We start from the raw sequence: 18,793 nt of genomic DNA, 5'->3' as shown, positions 1-18,793 counted from the left end.
TCTCCCCATGACCCACACCGTGCTGATCGCCGAGGACGACCGCGCCATCCGCGACTCGCTCACCCGCGCCCTGACGCTGGAGGGCTACCGGGTGCGGATAGCGGCGGACGGCACCCAGACCCTCGCCGTCCTCGCCGAGCAGCGCCCGGACGTCCTGGTTCTCGACGTGATGATGCCCGAGCCCGACGGCCTGGAAGTCTGCCGCCGGCTGCGCGCGGCCGGCGACCGCACCCCGGTGCTGATGCTCACCGCCCGGGTCGAGGTCCCGGACCGGATCGCCGGACTGGACGCCGGGGCCGACGACTACCTGGTCAAACCCTTTGACGTGGACGAGCTGTTCGCCCGGCTGCGGGCCCTGCTGCGCCGCCAGCCGCCCGGTCCCGTCGAGGACGTGCTGACCGTGGCCGACCTCCGGGTCGATCCCCCCGCCCGCCGGGCGTGGCGCGCCGGGGAGGAGCTGGAGCTGTCCCGCACCGAGTTCGACCTGCTGGAGCTGCTGACCCGGCACGCCGGCGCCGTGCTCGACCAGACCACCCTGTACGAGCGGATCTGGGGCTACGACTTCGGCCCCGGCTCCAAGAACCTCGCGGTGTTCATCGGCTACCTGCGCCGCAAGCTCGACCGCCCCGGTCTGGCCCCGCTGATCCACACCGTCCGCGGCGTCGGCTACACGCTGCGCGAGCCGTGACCGGCCCCGCGCGCCCGCGCCCCCAGCTGCCGCGCCCGGGCCTGCGCACCACCCTCGCACTGGCCTTCGCCGCGATGGCCGCCCTGGTCGCAGTGGTGATCGGCACGCTCGGCTACCGCGCCGCCGCCCACCTGATCCGCAACGACGAGACGGACGACTTCACCTCGGCCGTCCGGGCGGTGAGCGGCCAGGTCGAACGCGAGAAGCTGCACCCGGGGGACTTCAACGGTCCGAGCGGGCTGAGCGAGCAGCTGCTGCACCCGATCCGGGTCACCGCTCGGGCGCTGAACGCCGACGGGACCGTCCTCCCGGGCACCGCCCGCCTCGACCTCCCGACCACGGCCGCCGACCGCGAACTCGCTCGCGCCGACGCCCCCGCCCGGACGCTGACCGACGTACGCCACCTCGGCGGCAACACCTGCCGGGTGGGCGTGGTCTCGCTCGGCGGCGGCCGGGGCGCGGTCCAGATCGTGCAGCAACTCGGCGACATCGAGGCGCTGTTGGCAAAACTGCGCAAGCAGATGGTGGCCGTGGTGGCCGCCGTCGTGCTGATCGCCGGGGCGGCCGGCTGGCTGCTCGCCCGGCGGATCACCGGTCGGCTGGTTCGGCTCACCGACGCGGCCGAACTGGTCGCCGCCAGCGGTCGGTTGGACGTCGCGGTGCCCGCCGCCGGGACGGACGAGGTGGGCCGGCTCGGCCGCGCCTTCGACCGGATGCTGGTCCGGCTCGCCACCGCCAAGGAGAACCAGCGCCGACTGGTCCAGGACGCCGGGCACGAGCTGCGCACCCCGCTGACCAGCCTGCGCACCAACCTCTCGGTGCTGCCCGCCCTGGACCGGCTGCCGCCCGCGGAACGAGCCGCACTGATGGCCGATCTGGCCGAGGAGGCGCGGGAGTTGACCCTGCTGGTGGAGGAGCTGGTGGCGCTCGCCGCGGACCGCAAGGCGGACGAGGAGCCGGTCGAGGTGGTGTTGGCGGAGCTGGCCCATGCGGCCGCCGTGCAGGCGCGGCGGCGCAGCGACCGGGAGATCACCGTGGACGCGGACGACACCACCGTCACCGCCCGCCCGGACGCGCTGGCCCGCGCGGTGGGCAATCTGCTGGACAACGCCGCCAAGTTCGACCCGGCCGGGACGTCCCCGATCGAGCTGGTGGTGTGCGGCCCGCGGGTCGAGGTGCGCGACCGGGGCCCGGGCATCGACGCGGCCGACCTCGACCGGGTCTTCGACCGCTTCTACCGGGCCACCGCCGCGCGCAGCCTGCCCGGTTCGGGCCTCGGCCTGGCCATCGTGGCCGAGGTGGCCCAGTCTCACGGCGGCACCGCCTTCGCCGCCAACCGCGAGGGCGGCGGCGCGGTGATCGGCTTCACCATAGGCGGCTGACCACGCGAACGGGCCCGGTGCCTCGGAGCACCGGGCCCGCAGCTACGTCGGGATCAGACGGCGGCCAGCAGCCCCCGCCCGAGCCAGTCGGCGTTGTCCTTCACGCCCGGCAGGACGAAGAAGTACCCGCCGCCGGTCGGCGATATGTAGTCCACCAGCGGCTCGTCGATCAGCCGGGTCTGGGTGGCCTCGAACTGCCGCACCACGTCCTGCTGGTAGCAGCAGAACACCAGGCCCATGTCCAGGTTGCCGGCCCTGTCGATGCCGCGGTCGTAGTTGAAGCCGCGGCGCAGGATGCGCGAGGTGTCGGTGTCGGCGGTGCGCGGGTTGGCGAGGCGGATGTGCGCGTTGAGCGGTATCGCCTTGCCGTCCGGGTCCTTGCCGTAGTCTGGCGCGTCGGTCTCCTGGTGGCCGTCCAGCGGCGCGCCGGTGTCACGGCGGCGGCCGAACATCTTCTCCTGCTCGGTGAGCGTGACGCGGTCCCAGAACTCGATCAGCATCCGGATGATCCGGATCACCTGGTAGCTGCCGCCGGTCGCCCAGGCGGGCTCGCCCATCCCGTCGGTGACCCAGATCAGCCGGTCCATCTCCCGGGAGGAGGTGGCGTCCGGGTTGACGATGCCGTCCTTGAAGCCGAGCAGGTTGCGCTGGGCGCCGTCCGGGCGGGACTGGTTCTGGAAGCCGTCGATCCGCCAGAGGATCTGCAGCGCGCCGCGGGTGTGCCGGGTGATGTCGCGCAGCGCGTGCAGCACGGTGTCCTGCTGGTCCGCGCAGATCTGCAGCGAGAGGTCGCCGTGCAGTTCGGCGGCCTGCAGGTTGTCGTTGGGGAAGGTCTTCATCGGCGTCAGCTTGACCGGCTTGGCCTTGGCCAGCCCGTAGCGGTCGTCGAACAGCGAGGCGCCGACGCCGACCGTGACGGTCAGGTTGTCGGTGGGCACCGTCGGGCCGAGGATGCCGCTGTCGGACGGCGGCGCGCCGACGCCGAGGTCCGGCGGGGTGCCGCCAGCGGTGAGGAAGCGGATCCGCTCGGTCAGGGTCTTGAACAGGTCCTCCAGGCCCTTGCGGTCCTGGGCGATCACCTGGCAGGAGATGAAGGCGGCGTAGCCCGGGGTCGGGGTGGTGATGCCGGCCTGGTGGTCGCCGTGGAACGGGACGGCACCGGTCTTCGACAGGTGGCTGTCCCCCGCGACGGCCTGGCCAGCGCCGAGGGTGAAGCCCCCGCCGGCGAGCACGGCGGCCCCGGCACTCGCGCCGAGCGCGGCCCGCACGAAGCTGCGCCGGGCCGGTCCGGCCGGGCAGCCGCCCTGCTCGGCGCCCTGGGCGGCCGCGGCGGCGTGCGGGAAGGGGCAGGACCCGGTGGCTGCGGTCTGGTCGGTCATCAGGCGGCCTTCCGGATCTCAAGGAGCGCGGGGATGGGCGAGAGGTCTTCGAGCAGCTGGCCGGTGGCACCGTTCAGCTGGCGTCGGCTGTCGGCGGGCAGCTTGTCCAGCGGGGTCCAGCCGTCGGCGGTGCGGGCGGCGGCGACCAGGTCGCCGATCCGCTTCATCCCGGCGTTGACCCGGACCAGCACCTGCGGGTCGCGCTCGTCGAGCAGCGGCTGCAGCAGGGTCAGCAGCTCCTGGGTGCCGGCCAGGTTGGCCTGGGCGGTGGCCAGGTTGGTGCCGCTGCCCATGTCGGTGTCGCCGGTCAGCTCGAACTGCAGGGTGTTCTCCAGGATCTCGTGGGCGCGCAGCGGCAGGTCGCCCGGGTCGAAGTCCTGGGTGGGGAAGTCGTGCACCAGCTTGGCGACGTTCTGGGCGAGCTCGTCGGCGACCGGTGTCAGGTCGGCGGCGGACTGGCCGTGCCAGAGGCCGTACTCCAGGCGCAGGAAGCCGGTGAAGTCCTTGTCCCCGGCCTTGTCGGCGAAGCCGTCGGCGCGGCCGTCGATCTTCTTGTCGAGGTCGGCGAAGGTGCCGTAGGCGGCGCCGAGCGAGGCGTACTGCAGGTGGGCGGTGAGCCAGTCGGCCTTGGCGGCGTTGAGGTCGCCGGCGTGCACGTCGGTCTGGATCTTCTGGGTCTGCGTCATCAGGGTCGCGAGGCCCTTGACGACGTAGTCCTTGTAGCTGTCCAGCGGGGCCTTGAGGTCGTCCTCGGTGACCGGCTTGACCGCCTTGACCTCGGTGCCGCCGCTGACGTGGACGGCGGCGGAGGTGACGGTCTTCCCGCCGGTGGGCACGCAGCGCCAGGCGTAGTCGCCGGAGCCGATGGTGGCGGTCAGCGCGCGGGTGGTGCCGGGGGCCAGGCCCTCGATCTCGCCGTAAACGGCGCCGGTGCCCGGGTTGACCAGGTAGACCTCGGAGACCTTGTCGCCGGTGTTGTGCATCTGGAACACCTGCTGGCCCGGCTGCGGGTCGGCGAAGCCCTTGCCGCACTCCTGCTCGGAGACCGAGACGGTGGCGGTGCTGTCCTGCTTGCCGTCGCTGGCGGCGATCACGACGCCGGCCACCACGGCCGGGACGGCGACCAGCGCGGTGGGCACCACCCAGCGCGGACGGCCCGCGCGCACCTGCTCGGCCCGCTCCGCGTCCGCCTCGGCCTCGGCACTCGGGGCCTTCTCGGCGGCCGCCGGGGCCGGGGTCGCCTTGCCGCCGCGGATGCCCTCGACGAACAGGGTCATCACGATGCTCAGGTACGCGATGTAGCCGACGACCTGGAGGACCGTCATGGTGACGGTCAGGTTGAGGATGCCCTGGACCAACGTGGCGTACCAGGAGGAGGCGTCCAGGTGGCCGCTCAGGTCGAAGGCGTAGCTGCCGGCACCGCCGACCAGCCCGGACTCCTGCAGGTCGCGCAGGCCGTAGCCGAGCACGCCCGCCGCGACGATGATCAGGCCGACGCCGGTGATGGTGAAGAACCGGGTGAGGTTCATCTTCAGCGCCCGGCGGTACAGGCCCCAGCACAGGCCGGTGGAGAGCAGCAGACCGACAGCGGCGCCGATCAGCGGGCCGGTGGACTCCCCGGCGGTGCGGACGTTGGTCCACAGGAAGAGCGAGGTCTCCAGGCCCTCGCGGGCGACCGCGAGGAAGCTGGTGAGCACCAGCGCGCCGGCACCCATCGCCAGCGAGGCCTGGACCTTCTCCTTCAGGTCGGCGGAGAGGGTGCGCGCCGAGCGGCGCATCCAGAACACCATGGCGGTGACGAAGCCGACCGCGATCAGGCTCAGCACCCCGCCGAACGCCTCCTGGGCGTGGCCGGAGAGGTTGGCGGCGGTGAAGGTGAGCACCGCACCGAAGCTGAGACTGAGCGCGACGGCGGCCGCGACGCCCGTCCACACCTGGGGCAGTCGGCCCTTCTGACCGGCCCGTACCAGAGTGGCGACCAGGATCGACACGATCAGGCCCGCTTCCAGGCCTTCGCGTAGCCCGATCAGAAAGCTGGGAAACGCCTCATCCCACATGCAGCGGGCTCCTCCCCCGGGCCGCCCCGGGTTGTACCTGTCCTCGGCGCGCCGCCGCGGTGACGGCGGAACGGCACGGCGAACGCCCCGGACACCGAGGTCCGGGGCGCTTCGCTTAGCTTAGGCAAACCTTAGAGCCGCTGTGGTCAACTGCACCCCTGCTTCAGGTAAGGGTTCGGTATGGGAACGCCCATGCGGCCGTCAACTCGGCGGGTCACAGGGCCGGGGGGAGACCGACATCACCCCCACCACTGCTCGGGCGCCTCCGGCTCCGGAGGAACCGTCACCGGTTCGGCGCAGCGCACCAGCAGTTCCCCCTCCCCCGCCTCGGTGACCAGGAAGCCGTGCTCGCGCAGGACGAGCGCGGCCGCGCCGCTCACCGCTGCTCGCGCCTCCCCGGAGGGCGGCCCGTCCGGCGCGACACCCGGCGACCAGCCGAGCACCACGCCCTCGGGGTGGTGGCCGATCGACAGCGGCGAGGGGCCCGACCCGGTGTCGAACCCGGCGCGGGCCAGGGCCTCGGTGACGTCCTCGAAGAGTTCACGGTGATCCGCCATTGGCGCAGCGTAGGCCCCGGCCCGCGCGACTCCCGGACGCGGCGCGCGCCGAACGGTTCAGCTGCACCCGGGCGCAGCATCGACGCCCGTTGGGCCGACCGGGGCCAGCCGATCGGGCGTCAGGAACCCCCGTCCGGCCCGACACGAGCGGCCGGACGGGCCGATGGACGTGCACAGTCGGCCCCCTGCCGACAGCATGACAGAGTAAGCGCTCCATCACCCTGAGCAACGGGTCCAGCGGAACACCTGGTCCGCGCGCCGGTCCGACCGGCGGGCCCGTATCGAGAGGTCCCATGATCACAACACTTCGCCGGCCGGGGTTCCCGCCGGCGGGCCTCCACCACGGCACGCCGAGAATGCCGGGGAGCCCGTCGTGAGAGCCGACCAGCAGTCGCAGCCGGGACCGGTGACCAGCACGCGCGCCAAGCCCGCCAACAAGGCCGAGGCCCTGGCCGACTGGACCGACGGCCGGCTCGGCATCTACTCCCTGGCCAAGTCCAACCTGCGCAAGATCTTCCCCGACCACTGGTCCTTCATGCTGGGCGAGATCGCGCTCTACACCTTCGTCATCATCATCCTGACCGGCGTCTGGCTGACCTTGTTCTTCCAGCCGAGCATGGGCGAGGTCGTCTACGAGGGCTCCTACGTCCCGCTCAGGGGCATCGAGATGTCCCAGGCCTACGCCTCGACCATCGACATCAGCTTCGACATCCGCGGCGGCCTGCTGATCCGCCAGATCCACCACTGGTCGGCGATCGTGTTCGTCGCCGCAATGCTGACGCACATGATGCGCGTCTTCTTCACCGGCGCGTTCCGCAAGCCGCGCGAGATCAACTGGGTCTTCGGCGCACTGCTGCTGTTCCTCGGCATGTTCGACGGCTTCATGGGCTACTCGCTGCCGGACGACCTGCTCTCCGGCACCGGCATCCGGTTCATGGAGGGCGCGATCCTGGCCGTGCCGATCGTCGGCACGTACATCCAGATGTTCATGTTCGGCGGGCAGTTCCCGGGCGTCCTCATCGTGCCGCGACTGTTCACCGTGCACATCCTGCTGATCCCGGGAATCATGGTGGGCCTGCTCGCGGCGCACCTGATCCTGGTCTTCTACCACAAGCACACCCAGTTCGCCGGACCCGGCCGCACCAACAAGAACGTGGTCGGCATGCCGCTGATGCCCGTCTACATGGCCAAGGCGGGCGGCTTCTTCTTCCTGGTCTTCGGCGTGGTCGCGGTCATGGCGGCGATCGCCACGGTCAACCCGATCTGGGCGTACGGCCCGTACCGGCCCGACCAGGTGTCCACGGACGCCCAGCCGGACTGGTACATGGGCTTCTCCGAGGGCCTGATCCGAGTCATGCCCGGCTGGGAGATCAGCGTCTGGGGCGGCCACACCCTGAACCTCGGGGTGTTCATCCCGCTGGTCATCTTCCCGACCGTGCTGGTGCTCCTCTGGGGCTACCCGTTCATCGAAGCATGGATCACCGGGGACCGCGGCGAGCACCACATCGCCGACCGCCCGCGCAACGCCCCGGTCCGCACGGCTTACGGCGCGGCCTGGATGGGCCTGTACCTGGTCCTGCTGGTCGGTGGCGGCAACGATCTGCTCGCCACCCACTTCCGCCTGTCGATCAACACGATCACCTACTTCGTGCGGGCCGGCTTCTTCGCCGTACCGGTGGTCGTCTTCGTGATCACCAAGCGGTGGTGCCTGGGCCTGCAGCGGCGGGACAAGGAGAAGGTGCTGCACGGCCGGGAGACCGGTGTCATCCAGCGGCTGCAGCACGGCGAGTACATCGAGGTGCACGCACCGCTGCCGCAGGGCCGGATGTACACCCTCACCGCGCACGACCAGCCCGAGCCGGTCGTGCTGGAGCCCGAGGTGGACGAGAACGGCGTGGCCCGCAAGGCCGGACTGTGGACCCGCACCCGCGCCAAGCTGTCCCGCGGCTTCTTCGGCGAGGGCAGCCAGATCCCCAAGCCGACCGTCGAGGAGCACGAGGAGGTCAGCAGCGGCCACGGCCACCACTGATCCCCGCATCGAAGTCAGCGAGGGCCCGCTGCGCCGGAAACGGCACAGCGGGCCCTCGGCGCATCCGGGCGCTCAGCCCCGCAGAACGGCGGGAACGACCGCGAACAGTGCGGCAGCCAGGGTGACGGTGAGGCAGAGCGCCGCCCAGCGGGCGCAGATCCGGCGGCACTCGGCGCGGTAGCGGGCGGCCAGCCGGCGGCAGCGATCGACGGCGCGGTCCACGACCTCCTCGGCGTAGCGCAGCCGGTCGGCGGCGTAGGCCTGTTCGAGGCTCTCCCGTTCCGCGTCCGGCAGCCAGGGGAACTGCGCGGCGAAGGCCTGGGCGTCGCGTCCGGCCGCCGCAACCTCCGCCTCCCAGGCGAGGAAGCCCTCGATGCGGGCGATCTCCACCCGGGGGTTCACCCGGCCGCCGGCGTCGTCGGCGGGCCTGCCCTGGCGAGGGCTCCGCGCTCTCGGCGGACGCTGTCTGCCACCCATGGCCGCTCCTCAAGTCCTGTCGAGTCGTCCCGCCGGGAAACCTGCGGGAATGGGCTCCCGGTTGGGATCGCTCCGCAACCAGGAAACTACTATCAGCGACGAACCGCAGGTGGCGGGCGGCTCGCCATGACCCGTCCGGAGGGGAAAAACTTGCGTGTCGCGCACTATTGCGTGACGCGCAGTTTTTACGGGACAGTGGAGCCCATGACGAACGGGCAACCCGGTCTGCGGGAACGGAAGAAGGCCGCGACGAGGGAGGCACTGAGCTGGGCGGCGCTGTGCCTGGCGGTGGAACGGGGGCTGGAGAACGTCCGGGTGGAGGACATCGCGGCCGCGGCCGGGGTGTCCCCGCGCACCTACAACAACTACTTCTCCAGCAAGGCCGAGGCGATCGTCTTCCGGCACCGCGACCGGATCCTGCAGGCCGCCGGGGCACTGCGGACCCGCCCGGCGGAGGAGCCGTTGTGGGAGGCGCTGACCCACGCCCTCGTCGCACCGTACGGCGGCGCGGCCGAGGAGCCCGACCCGCACTGGGTCGCCGCCGTGCGACTGCTGCTGCGCGAGCCGTCGCTCCAGGCCGAGCTGCTCCGCGGCGGCGGGGCGATCCGGGCCGAGCTGGCGGCAGCGGTGGCCGCCCGCACCGGGACCGACGCCGACCGGGACCTCTACCCGAAGCTGGTCGCCTCGGCCGCGCTCTCCGCGCTGCAGGTCGCCAACGAGCACTACCTGGCCGCCGACCCGGTGGTGCCGTTCCAACCGCTGTTCGCCGAGGCGCTGCGACAGCTGGCGGCCGGGCTGCCCGATCCGTCATCCCGGTGAACTCACCGCATCTGAGGGGGATTTGAAATGATCAACGATGTCGTCATCGTCGGGGCCGGCCCGGCCGGGCTGTTCCTGGCCGGCGAACTGGCGCTGGCCGGGGTCCGGCCGGTGGTGCTGGACCGGCTGCCCGCGCGCTCGGGCGAGCAGAAGGCCAACGGCCTGGTCGGCCAGGTGCTCCGGCTGCTCGACCACCGCGGCCTGTACCAGCAGCTCAGCGGCGTCCCGGGCGCACCGCAGCCCGTGCCGCGCTTCGTGTTCGGCGCCTTCCCGCTGGAACTGCACCGGCTCGACCACAACCCGCTGCACGCCGTGCCCGTGCCCCAGCACCGGATCGAGGAGGTGCTGGAGGAGCACGCCCACGTACTGGGCGTCACCGTGCGCCGCGGCTGCGAGGTCACCGGCTTCAGCCAGGACTCGACCGGGGTGACCGTCGACGTCCACGGCCCCGACGGCGCCGGGCAGTTGCGCACCCGCTACCTGGTCGGCGCGGACGGCGGCCGCAGCACCGTCCGCAAGCTCGCCGGGATCGGGTTCCCCGGCGTCACCTCGCCCGACCCGGTCTCCCGCGTCGCGCACGTGCTGCCTCCCGAGGGGCTCCGCACCACCGACAGCGGCGAGGTCCTGCTGCCCGGCTGCCCGACCCCGTTCCGCACGTACACCCACACCCGCACCGACCACGGCGTGTTCGTCATCTCCCCCTTCAGCCCGGACGCCGTCATGATCGCGACCATGGAGTGGGGCGGCCCGCCGGTGGACGAGCAGACCCCGCTCACCCTGGACGAGCTGCGCGCCAGCGTCCACCGGGTGACCGGCGCCGACCTCCCGCTCGCCCCGGCCCGTACCGCAGGACCCTTCACCCCGCGCCGCACCGTCGGCCACAACACCCGGCTCGCCGAGCGCTACCGCGACGGCCGCGTCCTACTGGTCGGCGACGCCGCCCACGTGCACGCCGCGACCGGCGGACCCGGCCTCAACCTCGGCCTGCAGGACGCCGCCAACCTCGCCTGGAAGGTGGCCGCCGAACTCCAGGGCTGGGCCCCGCCCGGCCTGCTGGACAGCTACCACCGCGAGCGCCATCCGATCGGCGAGCGGGTGTTCATGCACTCCCAGGCCCAGATCGCGCTGATGGCCCCCGGCCACGGCACCACCGCGCTGCGCGCCCTGGTCGGCGAACTGCTCTCGCACGAGGACAACCTCGCCCGGATCGCCGCCCTGATGGCGGGCAGCGACATCCGCTACGACACCGGCTGCCCGCACCCCTCGGCCGGCGGCTTCGCCCCGGAACTCGCGCTGACCACCGCCGACGGCCCGGTCCGGCTCGCCGAACTCACCCGCGGCGGAGGGGCATTGCTGCTCGACCTCACCGGCGGGTCGCTCGGCCTGGCGGACCGGGCGGCCGGGTGGAAGGACCGGGTGGACGTGGTGGCGGTGGAGTGCGCCGAACCGCCGGCCGGGGCGCTGCTGCTGCGCCCGGACGGGTACGTCGCCTGGGCCTCGGAGGTCGACGACGCCCCGGCAGGGCTGGAGCGGGCGCTGCGCACCTGGTTCGGCGAGCCGCGCGTCTGAGTACCCGTACCCGGGCGGACTGAGTATCCCACCTCTGCCCGGGCAGGTCGGTGCGGCCGGAGCACGGAGGGCGTGAGCGAGCGCAGCGAGTTCATCATCAAGAGGTGCGCATGGGCGAATGCCCCTGCCGAGCGAAGCGAGGTGGGTGCGTGAGCCGATTCGCACCCACCACCGGCCGCCCGACCGCTGCTGCCCGCGGCGAGTGGTGGACGGTGCCGCAGAACGCCACCGCGGTGTACCTGGTCCTGCTGTTGCCGGTCGGGGTCCTCCGGGGCCTCGCCGAGATGATGACCGACTCCTGCAGGACCGCCGGGCCCGCTCCCTCGTCCGGCGAGGGGCGGGCCCGGCGAAAGCCTTCCGGCGGTGGGGGACAATGGACCGCATGTCCCGACGTCGTTCCGCGCCCCGCACCGCCGCTCCCCGGCTGCTGCCCTCCTCCCCGTGCCCGTGCGGCCTGCCCGCCGCCTACGGCGACTGCTGCGGCCGACTGCACCGCGGCCAGGCGGCGGCCGCCACCGCCGAGTCGCTGATGCGATCCCGGTTCAGCGCCTTCGCCGCCCACGACGAGGCCCACCTGCTGCGCACCTGGCACCCGGACACCCGGCCCGCCGAGGTGGACTTCGACCCGGCGCTGCGCTGGACCCGGCTGGAGGTGGTCTCCACCACCGAGGGCGGCGCCTTCCACGCCGAGGGCACGGTCGCCTTCCGGGCGCACTGGACCGAGGGCGGCGAGGAGGGCGTGCTCACCGAGCACAGCCGGTTCGTCCGGCACGAGGGCGCCTGGGTGTACCTGGACGCCCTCTCGCTCGGCTGAGGCTCCACCGACGGGTGCCGCCTACAGGTAGTCGTCCAGGCGGCCCAGCGAGAAGCCGGCCGCGGTGACGTCGTTGACCACCTTGCGCAGCAGGTCCGGCATGGTGGCCTTCCAGTCGGCGGTGCCCCGGAAGTGGGTGAGGATGATGTCGCCCGGGTGCAGCTTCCGGTCGTCGTAGCGCCACTCCATGTGGTCCGGGAAGGCCTCCTCGTTCCACATCGGCACCGCCTGCACGCCGCAGGACGCGGCCGCGCGCAGGGTGTCGTCGTTGTACTCGCCGTACGGGGGCCGGAAGAGCCGGGGGCGGACGCCGATCTGCTGCTCCAGCTGGTCCTGCTGGTCGCAAATCTCCTGGCGCTGGGTCTCGTAGTCGAGGACCTTGAGGTTGCGGTGGTTGATCGTGTGGTTGTTGATCTCCACGCCCTGCTTGTGCAGGTCCCGGTAGTAGCCGTAGTTGTCGCGGACGAGGTAGTCGGAGAGGAAGGCGCTGAGCGGGATCCCCAGTTCCCCGGCCATCCTGGAGAACTCCGGGTCCTTCTCGAAGCCGTCGTCGACGGTCAGGAAGACCACCTTGTCGTTGGTCGGCACCCGGAACACCACGGGCGGGCGGCCGTCCTTCAGCTTGACGCCCTGCACCGGGGTGAGCGCGGCCCTGGTCGCCGGGCGCGGCGGTGCCTTCAGCGGAGGGCGGTCCAGGCCCCAGCGCTGTGCGGTCTCCAGCGCGGCGCGGGCGACCGACTCCTGGCGGGCCACCGCCTCGCCACTGGTGTCCTCCTCCTGGCGGGCCAGTCCCGGCAGCATCTGCGGTGCGGCGGGCGGGCGGGCCGGCCCGCGGTCCGCTGCGGCGACCCCGGCAGCGGGTGCCGGGGCCGCCTTCGGGTGGGCGGGGGCGGCCGGCCCGGCGCAGCCGGCGACCACGGCGGAGAGGCAGACGGTGGCCAACAGGCCTACCCGTGCACCGCCCCGCTGCTTCTGACTTCCCCTCAGGCCCGCGCCGGTGCGACAAACTGATGGTCCGTTCATAGCTGCCAGTGCTCCCCCGTCGCGCACCGCCGCCAATCCCCCCATCACCCGCCCGGGGCAACGGCGCGCCGCTCGCCTTGCCGTTCCTTTGCCGAAGCAGCCGGAACCGGGGCGAAAACCCTTTGCGGCGCCGGCACCGGGGAATGGATCATGCGCGCATGACGAACAACGCGCCCCGCCGCCCCGACCTCTGGGCCGTCACCACTGCCGACGTGACCACCCCCGAGGCCCTGGAGCTGCTGCGCGAGTACTACTACGACGTGGCCAACCGCTACTACCGCCTCCACCTCGGCCGGGAGGGCGCCCCGGAGGAGCTGGAGACCGGCCTCGCCGACTCCCCCAGCGACGACCTCGCCGCGCCGACCGGACTCTTCCTGCTCGGCCACTACGACGGCACCGCCCACTCCTGCGCCGGCCTGCGCCGCTACGACGCCACCACGGTGGAGCTCACCCGCGTCTTCGTCCGCCCCACCGTCCGCGGCACCGGCGGCGGCGCCCGCCTCCTGGCCGCCGTCGACGAGGCCGCCCGCACCATGGGCGCCGACCGGATCATCCTGGACACCCGCCTCGACCTGGTCGAAGCCCGCGCGCTGTACCTGCGGAACGGCTACCGGGAGATCCCCGCCTACAACAGCGGGCCGTACGCCCAGGTCTGGTACGGCAAGGACCTCACCGTGGCTGTGCAGTAGCCGAGTTGACTCCTCACCGACGACCGGGTCTACCTCGCGCCCGCGTCCGAGTAGCGGTCCAGGGCCGCCGCCAGTTCGGCGGCCGAGGGCGGGTTGGCGCCGGGGCGGGAGACGGTGAGAGCGGCAGCCGTTACGGCCTGGGTGAGGCAGCCGGCCAGGCCGGTGCCGGAGGCGCGGGCGTGCAGGAGGGCGGCCATGAAGGAGTCCCCGGCGCCGACGGTGTCCGCGACCGGGACCGGGACGGCCGGCGCCTGCTCGCGGCCGCCGTCCAAGCCGACGGCGAAGGCGCCCTCGGCGCCGAGGGTGACGGCTACCAGGGTGGGGCCGAGGGTGAGCCAGCGCTCGGCGACGGCCTCCGCGGGCTCGCCCGGGTAGAGCCAGGCCAGGTCCTCGTCACTGGCCTTGACCAGGTCGCTCAGCGCCACGCAGCGCTCGACCCGGCGGACGGCCTCCGCCCGCTCGCCCATCAGTGCGGGGCGCACGTTCGGGTCGTAGCTGACCTGCGCCCGGCCACACCACCGTTCCACCAGGGCCAGCACCGAGGCCGCGCCCGGTTCGGTGACCGCGCCGATCGAGCCGAGGTGGATCGCCCCGGGAGCGGAGGCGAGGTCGGTCGGCGGGAGGGTCCAGCCGATGTCGAAGGTGTACTGCGCCCGCCCCCGCCCGTCCAGCCGGACCACCGCCGAGGGCGTCCGCGACACCTCGGCGACCCGGACCTCCACCCCGGCGGACTCCAGGTGTTCGCGGATCAGCCGCCCGTTGTCGTCCGCCCCCAGTTCGGTGAGCAGCGCGGCGGGCCGGCCCAGCCGGGCCAGGCCGTAGGCGAGGTTCGCGGGGCTGCCGCCGGGGTGCACGACGTCCGGGGCCCCGTCCGTGCGGACGACGTCGGCGACGCACTCGCCGATCACCAGGACGTGTGAATCGGGGCTGGTCACTGCGGCTCCTGGCATCCGGTACGCGGGCGTCGTCTCGGGCGTCAGCCTACGGGGTGCTGCCGGGAGCCGTCAGGGCATGAAGTACGGCCGCCGGACCTGGCCAGGTTCTCCGACGGCCGTGGCCCCGTCCGTCAGGGGACGGAGCACTTCGAACGCTAGACCCCGTCCGGGCGCCCCACCATCGCGGTGAGCCGTCCGGGGGATGTCCGGGTGTCGTCACGATCCGGGCCGGTCCCGGCCGCGCGGGCCTGACGGTCCACTAGCATCCGTGCCGGTGCGTCGCGCGCGTACCGCGGCACGGCCCCGATCGTTTGGCTCCCGAAGTGCGGTGATCACCCTGCTCAGGCCCCGTGCCGGTCTCGCCCTGACGCTCGCGCTCAGCGCGGCGCTGCTGTCCGCCAGTGTCCCGTCGGCCACCGCCGCGGACGGGCTGGGCGATCCGGTCTTCCCCTCGCTCGGCAACACCGGCTACCGGGCGCTCGCGTACGACCTCGCCTTCGAGTACCGGGCCGACACCCGCACGGTGGACGCCACCGCGGTGATCACCGCCCGGACGTCCCGGACGCTCGCCGGCCTGTCGCTGGACGCGCTCGGCCTGAAGGTGCGGGCCGTCCGGGTCGACGGGCGGCCGGCCGAGTTCACCATCCACGACGAGAAGCTGACCGTCACCCCGGCGAAGCGGCTGCCCCGCGGCACCACCGTGCGGCTGACCGTCGAGTACACGGCCGACCCGCGCGCCAAGCTGCCGCACACCGGCTGGGTCCCGACCCCGGACGGCTTCGCGGTGGCCGGCCAGCCGGACAGCGCCCACACCGTGTTCCCGTGCAACGACCACCCCGGCGACAAGGCCCGCTTCTCCATCGCGGTGACCGCGCCGGACAGCCTGCTGGGCGTCGCCAACGGGGAGTTGGCGGATACCGAGCGGCTGGGCGACGGCCGCACCACCCGGCGGTACGTCTCCCGCGAGCCGATGGCCACCGAGCTGGTCCAGGTCTCAGTCGGCTACTACACCGTCCGGGAGCGCACCGGCCCGCACGGGCTGCCGCTGCGCGACGTCGTCCCAACCGCCCGAGCCGCCGGGCTGGAACCGGCCCTGAACCTCACTGCCGACCAACTCAGCTGGGCTGAACAGCACTTGGGCCCGTTCCCGTTCGAGTCCTACGGCCTGATGCCCGCCAACACCGACGACCCGGCAGCCTTTGCCTTCACCGGCCTGGAGACCCAGACCCTCACCCTCTACAAGCCGAACTTCCTGCGCCAGAGCGAGTCGGAGATCGGCTCGCACATGATGCACGAGCTGGTGCACTCCTGGTTCGGCGACAGCGTCTCCCCCGCGACCTGGGCCGACCTGTGGCTCAATGAGGGGCACGCCGACTTCTACGGCCTCACCTACCGCTACGAGCGCGGCTGGCCGGACGCCTGGGGCTACACCACCCTGGCGGACCGGATGCGCTACCTGTACGGCCTCGGAGACCAGTGGCGGCACGACGCCGGGGCGGTCGCCTCCCCCACCGCCGGCCACCTCTTCGACAACCAGCGCTACACCGGCGGCGCGCTGGTGCTGTTCGCGCTGCGGGAGAAGGTCGGCGCGGACACCTTCGACCGGATCGAGCGCACCTTCCTGCGCGAGCACCGGTACGGCACCGCGACCACCGAGGACTACGTCCGCACGGCCTCCGCGGTGTCGGGGCAGGACCTCGGCGGGTTCCTCACCGACTGGCTGTACGGGCTGCGTACGCCGCCGATGCCGGGGCACCCGGACTGGGCGGTGGGACCGGTGTCCTCGGCGCCGCCCGCCGCCGCCCGGCGGCTCGAAACCGAGGCGGTGCAGGGGTCGGGGACGCTCTGATCTCCTTTCGTATGGTCTGGTGCCTTTCGCCCGCCCGGTCACGCGGGGAAGTGCGTCCGGGCGCTCCCCGCGCGCCCCTGACCGGTCGGGGCCGGGCGGGCCATGGTGGTCCCCACGGCCCGCCCGCCGCCCGGCCGAGTCCCGGCCGGCTCGCGGGCCGTCCAAGGTCCGCGGCCCGCCCGCCCTCCTGCGTGCCTGCCCGCCTACCCGCCGTGAGAAGATTTCCGCCGTAGGCGGCAACCCGCCCCGCCGCCCACCGCGTTCAGCAACCGTGAGAACAACACCATCGAGGACGCGGCCCGACCGGCCGCCACGGCTGACAGGAACGGTGCGGAGACCATGGCGGGGACGGCAGCAGGATGAGGGACGCAACACCGGACTTCGCGGAGTTCGTCGCCGCCTGCAGTCCGAAACTGTTGCGCACGGCCTGGCTGCTGACCGGCGACCCGCACCAGGCCGAGGACCTGCTGCAGACCGCGCTGGCCAAGGTCTGGCCCCGCTGGGAGCGGATCGCGCCCGACCGGCCCGAGGCCTATCTGCGGAAGGTGATGGTCAACTGTCACGTCTCCTGGTGGCGGCGACGCTGGACCGGGGAACTGCCGCACGGCGAACTGCCGGAGCCGCCGCCGGCGGCCGCCGACCCCTTCGAGGGGGTGGTGCTCGGCCAGGTGGTCGCCGAGGCGGTCAGGGCGCTGCCGCCGCGCCAGCGCGCCGTGGTGGTGCTGCGCTTCTTCGAGGACCTCAGCGTGGAGGAGACCGCCGAGGTGCTGCGGTGCACCACCGGCACGGTGAAGAGCCAGACGCACCGGGCGCTGGCCGCCCTGCGCGGACGGCTCCCGGCCCGGGAACTGCTGCTGGACGGGGGAAGCCTTGAGCGGGTCTGACCCGACGCGCGACAACGCGGAGGCCGAGGAGGAGGAGCTGCGCGTCCTGCTGCGCCGGGCCGTCCCCGCCCTGGCCACGCCGGAGGACCGGATGGAGCGGGTGCTCGCACGCGCCGACCGGAGCAGGCGACGGCGGCGGGCCACCGGGATCGGACTCGGCCTCAGCGGCGGGCTGCTCGCCGCTGTGCTGGCCGCCGCGCCGGCGATCGCCCCGGCACCGGACCGGGACGCGGTCGGGCCGGCGGCGGAGCGCCCGGCGGGCACCTCTTCGCCCTCGCACGCGCCGACGCCGTCCGTCTCGCCCCCGCAGTCCGGGAACCTCGTGCGCTTCCCGCAGGCCGACGGTCTCACCGCGGCCCTGCCGCCGGGCTGGTACGCACAGGTCTCGGGCGTGGACGGCCCGGGCGACCACCTCGGCTACCTGGCCAACCGGCAGTTCGACACGAAGGTCCCCTGTCCCCAGACGGCCGTTTTCTGCCCGCCGATCGGAGCGCTGACCTCGGACCGGGCCCTCCTCACCGTGAAGGTGGTCGGGATTGCGGACTCGGCCGGGGCGACCGGCGGGGAGACCACCGGCATGGTCGGCATCGCGGTCGACAAGGACTGCGCCAGCCAGAACGGCAATCAGGAACTCGTCGGGCACCGGAGCGTCATCCTCTGGAACACCAGTGTGCGGATCGAGCTGACGGCCTGTGTCCGGGCGCCCTCGGACCAGACGCTGCAGCAGGTGCAGCAGGTGCTCGACTCGCTCCGGGTCGCCCGCTGACCTTCCGCCCGTCCTCCTGACCACTCGTTTGACGAAACCGATTCGCCATGTCCCTACCCCGTCACGCCTTCGTGGGGTTGACGGCGCTGCTCCTGACGGGCTGCGCGTCCGCAGGCCCGCCGTCCGGCCCGGTCCTCGATGCCCGGGCCGCACCCTCCACCGCCGCGCCGTCGGCCCCCCACCCCGCCACCTGTCCCGGCGGCACGGCCGGCGCCACCCGAACTGCCGCGCCGGCTCCCGGGTGTCGGGCCGCAATTGGCTGCCGCTCTGCCGGCCGGGGCGCGGCAGGCGCTGGTGGTCACCGGTGACGGTCCCGACTCCTCTACCGGTCATGCCGTCCTCTACCGCAACGACGGTGACGGCTGGCGCGCCGGGCCCACCTGGCCGACCCGCAACGCTCTGCGCGGCTGGACCACCGACCACCACGTGAACGACCTGCGCAGCCCCGTCGGGGTGTTCACGCTCAGCGACGCGGGCGGCATCCGGCCCGACCCCGGCAGCCGGCTGCCGTACAGCCGCTCCGGCGCCTTCACGATCTCCGGCACCGGGTTCGAGGACGAGCCGCTCGCCGGGTCCTTCGACTACGTCGTCGCCGTCGACTACAACCGTGTCCCCGGCTCCTCCCCGCTCGACCCGCGCCGCCCGCGCGGTGGCGCGTACGGCGGCGGCATCTGGCTGCACGTCGACCACGGCGGGCCGACCCACGGCTGCGTGAGCATGAGCGAGGACCTGATGCGCGAACTGCTGCTGGCACTGGATCCGGCGCTGCACCCGGTGGTGGTGATGGGGGACGGCGAGGCGCTGGCGCGCTGAGGGTGCTGCGCTGTGCGAGTCGGGTGACCCGGTGGATCCGGAACCACCCGTAACCCTTGTGGC

Annotated in this window: 17 protein-coding genes; 11 read left to right on the top strand and 6 right to left on the bottom strand. The window is 73.1% G+C overall.

Features of this window, described 5'->3' with window-relative positions; all coding sequences use genetic code 11:
• Window positions 1–7 precede the first annotated feature (7 nt).
• Together ACWC9T_RS15170 and ACWC9T_RS15165 are read left to right on the top strand one after the other, a co-directional pair.
• Window positions 8–688, top strand: a complete 681-nt coding sequence (locus ACWC9T_RS15170; RefSeq protein ID WP_449821503.1) for a response regulator transcription factor — start codon at window positions 8–10, stop codon at window positions 686–688.
• On the top strand, window positions 685–2,070 hold the full coding sequence (locus ACWC9T_RS15165; protein ID WP_449821502.1) for a sensor histidine kinase: 1,386 nt from the start codon (window positions 685–687) through the stop codon (window positions 2,068–2,070). Before ACWC9T_RS15170 ends, ACWC9T_RS15165 begins: the two co-directional genes overlap by 4 nt.
• Before the next feature lie 53 nt (window positions 2,071–2,123).
• Here the strand turns inward: ACWC9T_RS15165 and efeB are convergent, their stop codons facing one another.
• The 3 genes from efeB to ACWC9T_RS15150 form a co-directional block, all read right to left on the bottom strand.
• Window positions 2,124–3,449, bottom strand: a complete 1,326-nt coding sequence (efeB, locus tag ACWC9T_RS15160) for an iron uptake transporter deferrochelatase/peroxidase subunit (protein ID WP_449821501.1) — start codon at window positions 3,447–3,449, stop codon at window positions 2,124–2,126.
• The gene (efeU, locus tag ACWC9T_RS15155) at window positions 3,449–5,506 is read right to left on the bottom strand and encodes an iron uptake transporter permease EfeU (protein WP_449821500.1); all 2,058 of its coding nucleotides are present in this window, start codon (window positions 5,504–5,506) and stop codon (window positions 3,449–3,451) included. The genes efeB and efeU overlap by 1 nt, the downstream gene beginning before the upstream one ends.
• A gap of 239 nt (window positions 5,507–5,745) precedes the next feature.
• Window positions 5,746–6,063, bottom strand: a complete 318-nt coding sequence (locus ACWC9T_RS15150; RefSeq protein ID WP_449821499.1) for a hypothetical protein — start codon at window positions 6,061–6,063, stop codon at window positions 5,746–5,748.
• 406 nt (window positions 6,064–6,469) lie between these two features.
• On the opposite strand from ACWC9T_RS15150, the gene qcrB reads away from it, so the two are divergent.
• On the top strand, window positions 6,470–8,092 hold the full coding sequence (qcrB, locus tag ACWC9T_RS15145) for a cytochrome bc1 complex cytochrome b subunit (RefSeq protein WP_449821553.1): 1,623 nt from the start codon (window positions 6,470–6,472) through the stop codon (window positions 8,090–8,092).
• Window positions 8,093–8,164: 72 nt separating this feature from the next.
• Here the strand turns inward: qcrB and ACWC9T_RS15140 are convergent, their stop codons facing one another.
• Window positions 8,165–8,569: a hypothetical protein gene (locus ACWC9T_RS15140; RefSeq protein ID WP_449821498.1), complete on the bottom strand. Its 405-nt coding sequence runs from the start codon at window positions 8,567–8,569 to the stop codon at window positions 8,165–8,167.
• Between the two features lie 204 nt (window positions 8,570–8,773).
• Between ACWC9T_RS15140 and ACWC9T_RS15135 the strand changes: the two genes are divergently transcribed.
• The 3 genes from ACWC9T_RS15135 to ACWC9T_RS15125 all read left to right on the top strand — a co-directional run bounded on the left by ACWC9T_RS15135 (window position 8,774) and on the right by ACWC9T_RS15125 (window position 11,771).
• Window positions 8,774–9,388 carry an acyl-CoA-like ligand-binding transcription factor gene (locus ACWC9T_RS15135; RefSeq protein ID WP_449821497.1) on the top strand — a complete coding sequence of 205 codons (615 nt, stop codon included), beginning with the start codon at window positions 8,774–8,776 and terminating at the stop codon, window positions 9,386–9,388.
• Between the two features lie 27 nt (window positions 9,389–9,415).
• Window positions 9,416–10,957, top strand: a complete 1,542-nt coding sequence (locus tag ACWC9T_RS15130; protein WP_449821496.1) for an FAD-dependent monooxygenase — start codon at window positions 9,416–9,418, stop codon at window positions 10,955–10,957.
• Window positions 10,958–11,339: 382 nt separating this feature from the next.
• Window positions 11,340–11,771, top strand: coding sequence for a YchJ family protein (locus tag ACWC9T_RS15125; RefSeq protein WP_449821495.1), 432 nt, complete (start codon window positions 11,340–11,342; stop codon window positions 11,769–11,771).
• 21 nt (window positions 11,772–11,792) lie between these two features.
• On the opposite strand, the gene ACWC9T_RS15120 is transcribed toward ACWC9T_RS15125, so the two are convergent.
• Window positions 11,793–12,713, bottom strand: a complete 921-nt coding sequence (locus ACWC9T_RS15120; RefSeq protein WP_449821494.1) for a polysaccharide deacetylase family protein — start codon at window positions 12,711–12,713, stop codon at window positions 11,793–11,795.
• 239 nt (window positions 12,714–12,952) lie between these two features.
• Here ACWC9T_RS15120 and ACWC9T_RS15115 point away from each other — a divergent pair, with 239 nt between their 5' ends.
• On the top strand, window positions 12,953–13,483 hold the full coding sequence (locus ACWC9T_RS15115) for a GNAT family N-acetyltransferase (protein WP_449821493.1): 531 nt from the start codon (window positions 12,953–12,955) through the stop codon (window positions 13,481–13,483).
• Between the two features lie 29 nt (window positions 13,484–13,512).
• Here ACWC9T_RS15115 and ACWC9T_RS15110 read toward each other — a convergent pair whose 3' ends face one another.
• Complete coding sequence (locus ACWC9T_RS15110; RefSeq protein ID WP_449821492.1) at window positions 13,513–14,418, bottom strand: carbohydrate kinase family protein; 906 nt, start codon at window positions 14,416–14,418, stop codon at window positions 13,513–13,515.
• Between the two features lie 202 nt (window positions 14,419–14,620).
• On the opposite strand from ACWC9T_RS15110, the gene ACWC9T_RS15105 reads away from it, so the two are divergent.
• From ACWC9T_RS15105 to ACWC9T_RS15090, 4 genes are all read left to right on the top strand, one after another.
• Entirely contained in the window at window positions 14,621–16,267 is a 1,647-nt protein-coding gene (locus ACWC9T_RS15105; protein ID WP_449821491.1) for a M1 family metallopeptidase, read from the top strand.
• Between the two features lie 359 nt (window positions 16,268–16,626).
• Window positions 16,627–17,151, top strand: coding sequence for a SigE family RNA polymerase sigma factor (locus tag ACWC9T_RS15100; protein WP_449821490.1), 525 nt, complete (start codon window positions 16,627–16,629; stop codon window positions 17,149–17,151).
• Entirely contained in the window at window positions 17,138–17,917 is a 780-nt protein-coding gene (locus ACWC9T_RS15095; RefSeq protein ID WP_449821489.1) for a hypothetical protein, read from the top strand. Before ACWC9T_RS15100 ends, ACWC9T_RS15095 begins: the two co-directional genes overlap by 14 nt.
• Before the next feature lie 255 nt (window positions 17,918–18,172).
• Window positions 18,173–18,730: a L,D-transpeptidase family protein gene (locus ACWC9T_RS15090; RefSeq protein WP_449821488.1), complete on the top strand. Its 558-nt coding sequence runs from the start codon at window positions 18,173–18,175 to the stop codon at window positions 18,728–18,730.
• Window positions 18,731–18,793: the final 63 nt, after the last annotated feature.

The sequence above is a fragment of the Kitasatospora sp. NPDC001159 genome, assembly GCF_053598235.1.
Note: the sequence above shows the minus strand (reverse complement) of the source record. Positions and strands in the feature narration are given on the sequence as shown.